At 69.1% G+C, this 12462-nt stretch carries 9 protein-coding genes and 1 pseudogene; 2 read left to right on the top strand and 8 right to left on the bottom strand.

What is annotated here, in order from left to right; all coding sequences use genetic code 11:
* Positions 1 to 9: 9 nt before the first annotated feature.
* The 7 genes from ACYVO6_RS46915 to ACYVO6_RS46885 all read right to left on the bottom strand — a co-directional run bounded on the left by ACYVO6_RS46915 (position 10) and on the right by ACYVO6_RS46885 (position 10077).
* Positions 10 to 1896 (bottom strand): exo-alpha-sialidase, encoded by a 1887-nt coding sequence (locus ACYVO6_RS46915; protein ID WP_461072719.1) that lies wholly within the window; start codon positions 1894 to 1896, stop codon positions 10 to 12.
* A gap of 441 nt (positions 1897 to 2337) precedes the next feature.
* Positions 2338 to 3192 carry a formate dehydrogenase accessory sulfurtransferase FdhD gene (gene fdhD / locus ACYVO6_RS46910; RefSeq protein WP_461072717.1) on the bottom strand — a complete coding sequence of 285 codons (855 nt, stop codon included), beginning with the start codon at positions 3190 to 3192 and terminating at the stop codon, positions 2338 to 2340.
* A 7-nt stretch (positions 3193 to 3199) separates the two neighbouring features.
* Entirely contained in the window at positions 3200 to 4060 is an 861-nt protein-coding gene (locus ACYVO6_RS46905; protein WP_461072715.1) for a 2Fe-2S iron-sulfur cluster-binding protein, read from the bottom strand.
* Positions 4057 to 6102 carry an NAD(P)H-dependent oxidoreductase subunit E gene (locus tag ACYVO6_RS46900; protein ID WP_461072713.1) on the bottom strand — a complete coding sequence of 682 codons (2046 nt, stop codon included), beginning with the start codon at positions 6100 to 6102 and terminating at the stop codon, positions 4057 to 4059. The genes ACYVO6_RS46905 and ACYVO6_RS46900 overlap by 4 nt, the downstream gene beginning before the upstream one ends.
* Positions 6103 to 6106: 4 nt before the next feature.
* Positions 6107 to 8041 carry a molybdopterin oxidoreductase family protein gene (locus ACYVO6_RS46895; RefSeq protein WP_461072711.1) on the bottom strand — a complete coding sequence of 645 codons (1935 nt, stop codon included), beginning with the start codon at positions 8039 to 8041 and terminating at the stop codon, positions 6107 to 6109.
* On the bottom strand, positions 8038 to 9009 hold the full coding sequence (locus ACYVO6_RS46890) for a 2-dehydropantoate 2-reductase (protein WP_461072709.1): 972 nt from the start codon (positions 9007 to 9009) through the stop codon (positions 8038 to 8040). The genes ACYVO6_RS46895 and ACYVO6_RS46890 overlap by 4 nt, the downstream gene beginning before the upstream one ends.
* A 165-nt stretch (positions 9010 to 9174) precedes the next feature.
* Positions 9175 to 10077 (bottom strand): LysR family transcriptional regulator, encoded by a 903-nt coding sequence (locus ACYVO6_RS46885; RefSeq protein WP_461072707.1) that lies wholly within the window; start codon positions 10075 to 10077, stop codon positions 9175 to 9177.
* An 81-nt stretch (positions 10078 to 10158) separates the two neighbouring features.
* On the opposite strand from ACYVO6_RS46885, the gene ACYVO6_RS46880 reads away from it, so the two are divergent.
* On the top strand, positions 10159 to 11115 hold the full coding sequence (locus tag ACYVO6_RS46880) for a Gfo/Idh/MocA family protein (RefSeq protein ID WP_461072705.1): 957 nt from the start codon (positions 10159 to 10161) through the stop codon (positions 11113 to 11115).
* The gene (locus tag ACYVO6_RS46875; RefSeq protein WP_461072703.1) at positions 11112 to 12074 is read left to right on the top strand and encodes a quinone oxidoreductase family protein; all 963 of its coding nucleotides are present in this window, start codon (positions 11112 to 11114) and stop codon (positions 12072 to 12074) included. The genes ACYVO6_RS46880 and ACYVO6_RS46875 overlap by 4 nt, the downstream gene beginning before the upstream one ends.
* Positions 12075 to 12132: 58 nt before the next feature.
* Here ACYVO6_RS46875 and ACYVO6_RS46870 read toward each other — a convergent pair.
* Positions 12133 to 12462, bottom strand: a pseudogene (locus tag ACYVO6_RS46870) (DNA polymerase III subunit alpha); the annotation flags it as partial.

Here is a 12462-nt window from a genome sequence, read left to right as displayed (position 1 = left end):
CACGGGACGTTAGTTGCTGCCGCTCACTCGGTCCATGGGAAGCCACAGGACGGTGTCCCGCGTCACAGAACCCCTGGTCCTGACGCCGGTCAACTCCGTGTCGCTGAGCGCCCGGTCGTAGACGCGAACATCGTCGATCGCGCCCGCGAAATGCGCCCGGCTGTCCAGCTTCTGGCCGATGTGTACGCCGAACGGCGAGTTACGGCTCACGGAACCCGGCACGTCCGCCGTACTGATCGGCGTGCCGTCGATGAACAGCGTGAGCTGCCCACCGCCCCGACGCAGCGCCAGATGGTGCCACTGCCCGTCGTTGTACGCGCCACTCGTGCTGACCGCGGCGGACCGCGGGGCCGCCGCGCCGTCCCGGACCGTGATCAGCCCTTGGAGGCGGTTCGAAGCGGGCTCGCCGCGCAGCCACACCTGCGGCTGCGTGGTGCCGACCCCGCCCATCCACAGCAGTGGCTGCTCACCGGTGGTGGCCGTGTAGCGGAACCACAGCGACGCCGTGAAGTCCTTTGTCTCCAGCGGCAGTTCACTGTGATACGGCAGCCTTACGGCGTCGTCGGCGCCGTCGAACTCCATCGCGCGGCCGAACACACCGTCCGTCGTGCGCGCGCCGCCGAGGACCGCCGCGGGACGCGTGAGGGAGGCCAGGTCGGTGGTGGTCGGGTCGGGTCCGCGACGCGGTTGCAGCCAGTTCTCGGTGAACCGCGCGAAACGGATCTCGTCGCGCGCGTCTACCGCCCCGCCCTCGTACATCAGGCCGACCGTGTCGCCCTCGATGCCCACCATGTCCGAGTAGCCGGACCAGTCCGTCGTGACGACCGTGCCGCGGTCCACGCTGTCCCAGGTGCGCCCGCCGTCGTACGAGGAGCGGATCATCATCGTCCGGCGCCGGTCCGGATCGGCGGGGCAGGCGAGCAGGATCCGGTCGCCCAACCGCAGGCTGGAACCCTGGACTTGGGGCGTGTAGAGGTCCGGCAAGGTACGGAAGGGCGAGGTGAAACTGTCGCCGCCGTCGCGGCTGAACGTCTGCGTGCGGTGGCCGAGATCGGTTCCGTCCTGCTCACGGCCGCTGATCAGGATCACCCCGTCGGCGCGCTCGGTCATGGTCATCTCGGACGGTTTCTGGCGGAACGTGCCGCCTGCCGGTATCGGATAGGAGTCCGTCGCCCCGATCCGCCAGCTGTCACCGCCGTCATCGCTGACGATGAGCGCGGCGTGGTTGGCGGAGACCCGACTGCCGTTCCACGTCTCGGCGTTGACACCGAAGACGAGCCGGCCCGCGTGCCTGCCACGGCTCAGCTGGATGCCGTGCACGGGCCCGGTCGCGTACCAGGAGTTCCAGTGGTCGGGCAGGATCTCGTCGCTGAGGTCGCGCGGCTCGGACCAGGTGCGCCCGTCGTCGTCGCTGTGCTGCATATGGGGCGTGCGGTCGCACGGCACATCGCAGTTGCGACCGTCCGTACGGCCCGTGTTGTACGTCTCCGCCAGCACGATGCGGCCGGTTTCGCGGTCCACGATCGGGGCGGGGTTGCCGTGGGTGTCGCCTCCGCCCTCGTTGACGACCTGGAGGGGGCCCCAGGTGCGCCCGCCGTCCGTGGAGCGCTTGAGCACGATGTCTATATCGCCGGCGTCACTGCAGTCGTTCACCCTGCCTTCGGCGAACGCCAGCAGCGTGCCTTGCGTCGTTTTCACGACGGCGGGGATCCGAAAGCACGCGTATCCGGGATCCTGAGAGGCTTTGAAGAGCACCTGCTGCTCGAACCCGGTGGTTTCGGCGGCCGGTTGGACCCGGTCGGGATCCGGCTGTGGCGACAGCGCGAGCAGCGCGGCGGTGGTGGTGACGACTGCGGTGACGGTGGTTCTGAGACGTGTGCGAACACTTGACGGCATGGTGCGACCTGCCCTTCATCCGTCCGGACATCTGGACATCCCACGTCCAACGTGCGCGCCACGCACGCTACTTGGGCTCTCAGGCAGCCCACAAGAAGCGTGCAGCGGTCGTTCCGTCCGTTCCGTGATCATGAATGCCCGTGCAGCGACTGTGAAACGTTCGGGGCCACGGATGGGGGAGGTCGGGTGCTGTGGCTGGGGGAGTTCATTCTGACGGAGCAACAGATGAACAGGGTGGATCGTTACTGGCCGCGGCTGCGATGCAAACGCTGGTCCAGGCAAAGTGAGCCCGTCCGGCGTTTGAGGACGAGGCCGTTCAGGCCGATACGGGGGCCTGGGGGCGGAGCCCCCAGTCGCGGCGTGACTGAGGCGGAGCCCCATCACGGCGCAGGGGGCGCTCCCCGCCGGTCGGGGCCCCGCCGCCGTGTCGCGGGGAGCCGGTCAGCCGTGGGCGGCCGCGGTCCGCAGGGCGATCCGGTGTTCGCCCGCGTACACGTTCATGGAGGCGCCCCTGAGGAAGCCGACGAGGGTCAGACCCGACTCCGCCGCCAGGTCCACCGCGAGGGACGAGGGCGCCGAGACCGCGGCCAGGACGGGTATGCCCGCCATCACCGCCTTCTGGGCGAGCTCGAAGGAGGCCCGGCCCGAGACCAGCAGGATCGTCCGGGAGAGCGGAAGCGTGCCGTTCTGCAGGGCGCGGCCGACCAGCTTGTCGACCGCGTTGTGCCGGCCCACGTCCTCGCGGATGTCGAGCAGCTCGCCGTCCTCGGTGAACAGGGCCGCCGCGTGCAGGCCCCCGGTCCGGTCGAAGACCCGCTGGGCCGCGCGCAGCCGGTCGGGGAGGCTCGCGAGCAGCTCGGGTTCGAGCCGGACCGGGGCGGCTTCGCCGTCGTCGATGACCCACCGTGCCGTCGTACGGACGGCATCGAGGCTTGCCTTGCCGCACAAGCCGCAGGAGGAGGTCGTGTAGACGTTGCGTTCGAGGGTGATGTCCGGGATCACGACGCCGCGCGCCGTCTTCACATCGACGATGTTGTATGTGTTGGACCCGTCCACCGTCGCGCCCGCGCAGTACACGATGTTCTGCAGTTCATGGGCCTCGCCGAGTACCCCCTCACTGACCAGGAAGCCGGCGGCCAGCGCGAAGTCGTCCCCCGGGGTGCGCATCGTGATCGCGAGCGGCTTGCCGTTCAGCCGGATCTCCAGGGGTTCCTCGGCGACGAGCGTGTCCGGGCGGGTGGAGATGGCCCCGTCCCTGATGCGGATCACCTTGCGTCGTTCCGTGACTCGTCCCATGTTCTGATCAGCCCCGGTTCTGTACGTGCTGGTAGCCGAAACGGCCCTTGATGCAGAGGTTGCCGTGGGTCACCGGGTTGTCGTGCGGCGAGGTGACCTTCACGATCTCATTGTCCTGCACGTGCAGGGTCAGATTGCAGCCCACTCCGCAGTACGCGCACACCGTGGTCGTCTCGCTCTGCGCCGACTCGTCCCACGTACCGGCCGCCCGCATGTCGAACTCCGACTTGAAGGACAGGGCGCCGGTCGGGCACACCTCGATGCAGTTGCCGCAGTACACGCACGCGGAGTCGGTGAGCGGGGCGTCGTGCTCCACTGCAATCCGGGCGTCGAAGCCGCGCCCGGCGACGGAGATCGCGAAGGTGTTCTGCCACTGGTCGCCGCAGGCGTCCACGCACTTGTAGCAGAGGATGCACTTGTCGTAGTCGCGGACGTAGAGGTCGTTGTCGATCTTCGGTTCCTCGTTCAGGCGGGCCGCGTCCGGTCCGAAGCGGTCCGGCTTCGCCTCGTACTCCTTGAGCCACTCGGCGACTTGCGGTGTGGTCGACAAGTCGACCGAGGAGGCGAGGAGTTCGAGGACGATCTTGCGGCTGTGACGGGCGCGTTCGGTGTCGGTCCGCACTTCCATGCCGGGCTCGGCCTTGCGGGAACAGGCCGGGACGAGCGTGCGCGAGCCCTCGACCTCGACGACGCAGACGCGGCAGGCGTTCTTGGGGGTGAGGGTGTCACCCTGGCAGAGGGTTGGGATGTCCTTGCCGGTGGCCCGGCAGGCGTCGAGGATCGTCGAGCCCTCGGGCGCCCGCACCGGTTCACCGTCGATGGTGAACTCCAGCAGACGGCGGGGAATCCCCAGCGGTGTCACGGTCATTCGTACGCCCCCAGACGGTCGATGGCGGATTCCACGGCGTTCCACGCGGTCTGCCCGAGACCGCAGATCGAGGCGTCCCGCATGGCGCGGCCCACCTCGCGAAGGAGGGCGATGTCGTCGGCCGCGTCCGCGCTCGTGCGCTCGACGATGCGGTGCAGGGCTTCCTCCTGCCGCACGGTCCCGACCCGGCACGGCACGCACTGGCCGCACGACTCGTCGCGGAAGAACTCGGCGATACGGAGCAGCAGGCGGGGGAGGGGAACGGTGTCGTCGAAGGCCATCACGACACCCGAGCCGAGCGTCGTGCCCGCCTCCCTCGTCCCCTCGAAGGTGAGCGGGATGTCCAGCTCGTCGGGGCGTACGAAGCCGCCGGCCGCGCCGCCGAGGAGGACGGCGCGCAATCGTTTACGTACGCCTGCCAGGTCCAGCAGTTCGCCGAGTGTCGCGCCGAACGGGAGCTCGTAGATGCCGGGGCGGTCCACGCTTCCCGATACGCAGAACAGCTTGGGGCCGGTGGATTTCCCGGTGCCGATCGCCGCGTACGCCTGGGCCCCCATCGTGAGGATCGGCAGTACGTTGACCAGCGTCTCGACATTGTTCTCGGCAGTGGGTTTGCCGAACAAACCCTTCTCTACGGGGAAGGGCGGTTTCGAGCGCGGCTCTCCCCGGTAGCCCTCGATCGAGTTGAAAAGGGCCGTCTCCTCGCCGCAGATGTACGCTCCCGCGCCGCGCCGGATCTCGATGTCGAAGGCGTAGCCCTGGCCGAGGATGTCGTCGCCGAGCAGGCCGCGCGCGCGTGCCTGCGCGATCGCGTGCTCCAGGCGCTCGAGGGCGCGTGGGTACTCGCCGCGCAGGTACACGTAGCCCTTGTGCGCACCGATCGCGTAGCCCGCGATCGTCATTGCCTCTACGAGGGAGTACGGGTCGCCCTCCATGATCACGCGGTCCTTGAAGGTGCCCGGTTCGGATTCGTCGGCGTTGCAGACGAGGTAGTGGGGGTGGTCGGGCTGCGATGCCGTGGCCTGCCATTTGCGGCCGGTGGGGAAGGCGGCGCCGCCTCGGCCGACGAGTCCGGCGTCGGTGACTTCGCGGATGACTCCGGCGGGGCCGAGCGCGAAGGCTTGGCGGAGGGCCGTGTAGCCGTTGTGGGCGCGGTAGTCGTCGAGGGAGGTGGGGTCTACTGCGCCGATGCGGTGGAGGAGGAGCAGGTCGCTTTGGCCTGCTTGGGGTACGGCCGTCGCTGCGGGTGGCTCGTCGGGTGCCGCACCGGGAGCGGTGGCCGCGAGGACGGCGGATTCGATGGTGGCGGGGGCGGCTACGGCGGTGGCCCTGAGAGTTTCGCCCCCGCCGCCCCTTCCCATTCCCATCCCTTGGGGGCTCCGCCCCCGAACCCCCACTGTCGGCCTGGCGGCCTCGTCCTCAAACGCCGGACGGGCTGAAATAATCAGCCCCTCCGGCGTTTGAGGAGCGGGGGTCCGGGGGCTGGCCCCCGAAGGGGTCCGGGGCGCACCCCCGGTTTCGGGAAGGGGCGGGGTGGGGAAAAAGCCCGCCGCAGGCTCCCCCGCCCGCACCACCAACGCCGCCGGCGCCCGCTCACACAACCCCAGACACGGACTCCGCTCCACCGAAACCCCGCTCCCGAGCCCCAGCCGCGCCTCGACCCCCGCGCACAACTCCGCCGCCCCCGCAGCCGCGCACGCAAGATCCGTGCACACATGCAGCACCGTCGCGGGCCGCGGCTTCACCGAGAACATGGCGTAGAACGTGGCGACCCCGTACGCCTCCGACGGCGGCACCGTCAGCCGTCGGCACAGGTAGTCCAGGGCACCCTCGCTGATCCACCCGACGCGATCGTTGATCGCGTGCAGCCCCGGCAACAGCAGGTCACGGCGGTCCCGCGCCGCACGGCCCCCGCGTGCCCACCTCAGGTCGGCGTCGGACCGGTCCGCGCCCTCCCACGACGACTCCGGCGGGCCGAGCAGTGCGTCGACCGCCGCCCGTTCCTCGTCCGTGGGCTTGCTGTCACCGAAGTGCAGATCCACCAGATCACCTCACCTGAGTCGCAACCGGAAGCTTCTCGATCCGGATCGCCGACGCCTTGAACTCCGCCGTCCCCGCGATCGGGCAATTCGCCTCGATCGTCAGCTGGTTGGTGTCCACCTCGTCGGGAAAGTGCATGGTCATGAACGCGAGCCCGGGCCGCAGCGCCGGATCGACCCACACCGGCGCCACCACCGCCCCGCGCCGGGACGACACCTGGACCTCCTCGCCCACCACGACCCCGTAGCGCTCCGCGTCCTCCGGACACAGCTCGACGTACTCCCCGCGCCGCATCGGCGACGCGAAACCGCCGCTCTGCACACCGGTGTTGTACGAGTCGAGCCGCCGCCCGGTGGTCAGACGGATCGGGTACTCCTCGTCCGTCAGGTCGACCGGCGGATCGTGCTGGACGAGCCCGAAGGGCGCGAGACGGCCGCGACGAGCGGGATCCGCGTCCCACAACCGGCCGTGCAGATAAGTGGGTTCGAGCCGTTCCGGGTCCGGGCACGGCCACTGGATGCCCTGGTGCTCCTCCAGGCGCTCGTACGTCATCCCGTAGTGGTCCGGCGACACCGACCGCAGCTCGTTCCATACGGCCTCGGAGTCCGCGTACTTCCAGTCGTGGCCGAGCCGGGCGGCCAGCTCGCAGATGATGTCGATGTCCTCGCGGGCCTCACCGGGCGGAGTGACCGCCGCCCGGACGCGCTGAACTCGCCGCTCACTGTTGGTCGTTGTGCCGTCCGTCTCGGCCCACCCGGCGGTCGCGGGCAGCACCACGTCCGCCAGCTCGGCGGTCTTCGTCAGGAAGATGTCCTGCACGACGAGGAAGTCCAGGGCCCGCAGGCGCCGTATCGCCTGCTCGCTGTCGGCCTCGGACTGCGCCGGGTTCTCGCCGATGCAGTAGACGGCCTTGAGCGTGCCCTCCTCCATGGCCTCGAACATCTCCGTCAGGTTCAGCCCGTAGTGCGGCTGGATGACGGTGTCCCAGGCGGACTCGAACTTGAGCCGTGTGTCCGGGTCCAGGATGTCCTGAAAGCCGGGGAGCCGGTTCGGAATCGCCCCCATGTCACCGCCGCCCTGCACGTTGTTCTGGCCGCGCAGGGGCTGCAACCCCGAGCCGTAACGCCCCACATGACCCGTCAGCAGGGACAGGTTGATGAGCGCGCGTACGTTGTCCGTGCCGTTGTGGTGCTCGGTGATGCCGAGGGTCCAGCACAGCTGGGCGCGCTCGGCGCGGGCGTACGCGTGCGCCAACTCCCGTATCGCGGCGGCCGGTACGCCCGTCACCTTCTCGGCGAGCGAGAGCGTCCAGGGCTCGACGAGTTGCTTGTACTCCTCGAAGCCGGTGGTCGCCCGCTCGATGAAGGCCTCGTTCGCCAGCCCTGCGTGGATGATCTCGCGGCCGATCGCGTGCGCCATCGGGATGTCCGTGCCGACGTTCAGCCCGAGCCAGCTCTCCGCCCACTCGGCCGTGGAGGTGCGGCGCGGATCGACGGCGTACATACGGGCGCCGTTCCTGATCCCCTTCAACACGTGCTGGAAGAAGATCGGGTGTGCGAAACGGGCGTTGGAGCCCCACATCACGATGAGGTCGGTGTGCTCGACCTCCCCGTACGAGGACGTCCCGCCGCCCGAGCCGAAGGCGGCCGAGAGACCGGCGACGCTCGGAGCGTGGCAGGTGCGGTTGCAGGAGTCGACGTTGTTGGTCCCCATGACGACGCGCGCGAACTTCTGCGCCACGTAGTTCATTTCGTTGGTCGCGCGGGCGCAGGAGAACATCCCGAACGCGCCACGCGCGGCGGAGAGCCCGCGAGCGGCACGGTCCAGCGCCTCGTCCCAGGTCGCCTGCCGGAAGGGCTCGTCACGCGAGTCGCGGACCAGCGGATGAGTAAGTCGTGTGTACGTCTTCGGAGTTCGGTCGCGTTTCCTTGTACGGCTCATGCGGCGGTCCTCAATGCGAGCAGATCCGAGATGGCGTGGACGGTGCGGAGCGTCGGCACCTCGACCCCGGTGATCTCCGCCAACTCGACGACGGCGGCGAGGAGTACGTCGAGTTCGAGCGGTTTGCCACGCTCCAGGTCCTGAAGGGTCGAGGTGCGGTGATCGCCGACGCGCTCCGCGCCGGCCAGCCGCCGTTCGATGGAGACCCCGACCTCGCAGCCCAGCGCCCGGGCGACCGCCAGCGTCTCGGTCATCATGATCTCGATGACCTTGCGGGTGCCGCCGTGCAGGCACATCTGCCGCATGGTCGCGCGGGCGAGGGCGCTGATCGGGTTGAAGGAGATGTTGCCGAGCAGCTTGATCCACACGTCGTTGCGCAGATCCGGCTCGATCGGGCACTTGAGCCCGCCGGCTCGCATGGCCTCGCTGAACGCGACGCAACGCGCCGAGACCGAGCGGTCGGGCTCACCGATGGAGAACCGGGTGCCTTCGAGATGGCGTACAACTCCCGGTCCCGCCAGCTCAGTTGCGGCATAGACCACGCAGCCTACGGCCCGTTCGGGCGCGAGCACCGCACTGACCGCGCCGTCCGGGTCCACGCTCTCCACGCGATGGCCGTCGTACGGGCCGCCGTGCCGGTGGAAGTACCACCAGGGGATGCCGTTCTGGGCGGCGACCACCGCTGTCGTGTCGTGAAGGAGAGGCTCGATCAGCGGCCCGCACGCCGCGTACGAGTTGGCCTTCAGCCCCAGGAAGACGAAGTCGGCCGGGCCGATCTCGGCCGGGTCGTCGGTGACGTGGGCCCGGGCGGTGAAGTCCCCGCGCGGGCTGAGCACTTGCACTCCGTGCTGCCTCATGGCCGCCAGATGCGGTCCACGGGCGATGAGATGCACGTCGGCGCCCGCGCGATGCAAGGCGGCGCCGACGTAGGCGCCGATCGCACCGGCGCCGAGAACTGCGACTTTCACTGAGGGGCTCCGTTCGGTCGAGGGATACCGCGGAGGTGAACTAAGGCGTCGAAATCTGTCGACGGAATATTGTCTACAGTATGGGAGTTGGGGCAGCAAGGGTTCGCGCAGCACCTGGGACAGCCTTGTGTGACGGTGCGTAGCTGACCACTTTGAGGATCGCGCTCAGTCAACTGGCCTTGAGGCGTGGGAAGCGGCGACTTCGCGGAGGAGGTTCAGAAACGCGGACAGGGCCGGTTGGTCCTCGGTCGCCTCCCTCACCACGGCGAAGATCGAGCGTGCGGCTGCGGGCCGGGTGACCGGCAGGCAGGTCACTGCGGTGGTGGGGATGGCGGTGAGCGCGAGCTTGGGGACCATGGTCACGCCAAGCCCGGTGGCGACGAAGGCGACGGCGGTGGCGTAGTCGTGGGCCTCCACGACGAAGTTGGGGCTGAAGCCGGCCGCGCCGCACGCGTCGAGGATGGTCTCCCGGCAGATGCTGCTCGGCCACTCGTTGTCAATCCATGGCTCGTTGCTCAGCCTGCCCAGTTCAACGGTCTCTTCGGCGGCGAGAGGGTGCTCCGGCGGCAGGACCACGACGAAAGGGTCGTCCAGCAGATGGATCGCGCGTAGCCCGGGGGGCACCGGGACGGTGTCGTCCAACACCATGATCTCGGCGTCCGCCGCCTCGCCGGTCAGCCCCTTGCCCAGCCTCAGCTCCACCCGGACCTCGGGGAAGCGGCGGCCGAACTCGGCGATGATGGGCGGGATCAGTACCGCACCGGCCGTGGCGAAGTAGCGGACGGTCAACCGGCGCGACTTCCCCGCACGCAGGTCGGAGAGGGCCGTCTCCGCGTCGGCGATCTGTGTCTGGATCTGTTGTGCATGCGTGGCCAGGAGCCGTCCCGCCTCGGTGGGGCGGATGCCTCTGCCATGGCGTTCGAACAGCGCGGTGTCGGTCTCCCGCTGCAGCGCGGCGATGTGCTGGCTGATCGCCGATGGGGTGTAGCCGAGGAGGGTGGCCGCGGCTTGGATCGAGCCGGTCTCGACGACCGAGCGGAGCACCACGAGACGGCGAACATCAAGCATAGGCGGATAATACAGTCCTGCTTCATGGTTCTTAAGAAAACATCGCTTGTTCTGTCCTTTCGGCGCCTCCAGAATCCGAGCATGGAGAAGAAGAGAAACATTCGGCTGGGCATCGTGGGTCTGGGGGCGATGGGCAGCGAGATGCTCGATGTCGCAGGGCGGCACCCCGAGTTCGAGGTTGTCCTGGCCGCAGACCCCAGCGCTCAGGCCGTTGAGCGGGCACGAGCGGCGCATCCGCAGGTGCCCTGCATCCAGGATGCGGAGGAACTGCTCGACCATGACGGGCTCGACGCGGTCTACATCGCCTCGCCGCCCGCCACGCACGCGGGCTTCGCGGTACGCGCCATGAAAGCGGGCAAGGCGGTCTTCGCCGAGAAGCCGCTCGCGGTGGATCTGGCCGAAGGCGAAGAGATGGTCACGGTGGCCACGGCGACCGGGGCTGTGAACGCGCTGAACTTCGTGATGTCCGATCGCAGCGCCGCGTTGGCGGTCGGCCGGGCGTTGCGGGACGGCGAAGTCGGGACAGTCCTCGGTGTGGAGATGCGGTTCGGCTTTCCGCAATGGCCGAGGGAGTTCCAGCAAGACGCTCATTGGGTGGCCGGACATGCGCAGGGCGGGTTCCTGCGTGAGGTCGCCTCGCACTACCTCTTCCTCACCGACCGGCTCTTGGGCCCCCTCGCGCCCGTCCACACACACGTGACCTACGGCGTGGCAGGAGAGAACGCAGCCTCGGGTCTGTTCCTCGCGGGCGACGTGCCGGTCAGGCTCTCAGGGCAGGTCGCTGCTGCTCCGGAGACCTACGAGTGGACACTGCACGGATCCGATCGCTCGTACCGGATCAACGACTGGGGAGACTTGTGGCTCGGCGACCACTCCGGCTGGACCCGCGTCGAATTGGACAGTCCGCGCGGCAGTGAGGAGACCCGGCTGACCGAGTTCGCTCGGGCTGTCCGGGGTGAGGGCTCCACGCTGGCCGACTTCGCCGCCGGCTTGCGGGTGCAGCACCTGGTCGAACACTTCCACCGGGAGATCCGATGACGCGCCGCGGCCCGGCGGTGGTCGTCGGCGAGCATGGCGGGCCGGACGTGCTCGAAGTCCACAACCTCGATCTTCCCGAGGCGGCTGTTGACCAGGTGCTGGTGGAGGTTGCCTACGCCGGGGTCAACTATGTGGACATCTACCAGCGCGAGGGCGTCTACCCCCGCCAGGTCCCCTTCGTGCCCGGCAGTGAGGGGGCGGGCCGAGTCCTGGAGGCCGGTGCCGAGGTGTCCGGACTGAGCCCTGGCGACAGGGTCGCGTGGCAAGGCGCGCCGGGCGCCTACGCCCGGTACGTGTCGGTCCCGGCCTCCCAACTGCTCCGGATCCCCGACGAGGTGACCGACGAGCAGGCTGCGGCACTTCCCCTCCAGGGACTGACCGCCCACTATCTGGCCACCAGCTCATACGCCATCCACCCCGGAGACACCGTCCTCATCCATGCGGGCGCGGGCGGGGTGGGGCTCCTGCTGACCCAGATCGCCAAGATCCGCGGCGCCACCGTCATCACGACCGTCTCCACCCCCGGCAAAGCGGAAGCCTCACGCGCGGCGGGCGCGGATCAGGTGCTCGGATACGACGACTTCCATGAGGAACTGAGCGAGCAGGGCGCCCACGCCGTGTACGACGGGGTCGGCAGGAGCACCTTCGAACGATCACTGAAAGCACTGCGTCGGCGCGGCACACTTGTGCTCTATGGCGGCTCCAGCGGGCACGTGGCCTCAGTCGACCCGCTTCGTCTGACCGAGGGCGGCTCGCTCACGCTGAAGCGCCCCACTCTCCGCGACTTCGTCGTCGACCGTGCCGAGCTGGAAAGCCGCTTCCAGGATCTCCTCGACTGGCTCATGGAAGGACGGCTGCACCTGCACATTCACGGGCACTACCCCCTGGTGGACGCGCAGGGCGCCCACCGTGCTCTCGCCTCCCGGGACACGGTCGGCAAGCTCCTCCTGGCCCCGTGATCCGACGGCTCCTGGATGACGAAGTCGCTCGACCTGGAGTCGACCTGGAGAGGGGCTTTCACAGCCCCGGAGCGCCAGGCGTACCCGGGACCCGGGTCACCGCGAGCGCCGCTTTGACGTCGGCCCAGAACTCCGGTCGCGCGTCGACCCGGTATCCGAGGCGGTACACCGTCGTACGGGTCCGGCCGCGCACGCTCAGACGTACCTCGGCGGAACCGGGATGCGCGGCGAGGACTTCCTTCAACTGCCGGACGGCTTCCGGGCTGACCTGGGCTTCGAGCATGCCAAGCCGGACCACGGGCGCCTCCCCGGCGCCACTCAGGTCGGGTACTTGGAGTTCCATGGCGACGAGGCGGGGTACGTCCTCGCGTTTGTCGAGGCGTCCCTT

It is taken from the genome of Streptomyces pseudoechinosporeus (assembly GCF_054783935.1).
The sequence above is the reverse complement of the archived record's forward strand: the minus strand, read 5'-3'. Positions and strand labels throughout refer to the sequence as shown.

Excerpts from the sequence above, each read along its gene's own strand:
- ACYVO6_RS46915 (WP_461072719.1), bottom strand. The coding sequence starts at position 1,896 with ATGCCGTCAAGTGTTCGCACACGTCTCAGAACCACCGTCACCGCAGTC.
- ACYVO6_RS46905 (WP_461072715.1), bottom strand. The coding sequence starts at position 4,060 with ATGACCGTGACACCGCTGGGGATTCCCCGCCGTCTGCTGGAGTTCACC.
- ACYVO6_RS46880 (WP_461072705.1), top strand. The coding sequence starts at position 10,159 with ATGGAGAAGAAGAGAAACATTCGGCTGGGCATCGTGGGTCTGGGGGCG.
- ACYVO6_RS46895 (WP_461072711.1), bottom strand. The coding sequence starts at position 8,041 with ATGAGCCGTACAAGGAAACGCGACCGAACTCCGAAGACGTACACACGA.
- ACYVO6_RS46885 (WP_461072707.1), bottom strand. The coding sequence starts at position 10,077 with ATGCTTGATGTTCGCCGTCTCGTGGTGCTCCGCTCGGTCGTCGAGACC.
- fdhD (WP_461072717.1), bottom strand. The coding sequence starts at position 3,192 with ATGGGACGAGTCACGGAACGACGCAAGGTGATCCGCATCAGGGACGGG.
- ACYVO6_RS46875 (WP_461072703.1), top strand. The coding sequence starts at position 11,112 with ATGACGCGCCGCGGCCCGGCGGTGGTCGTCGGCGAGCATGGCGGGCCG.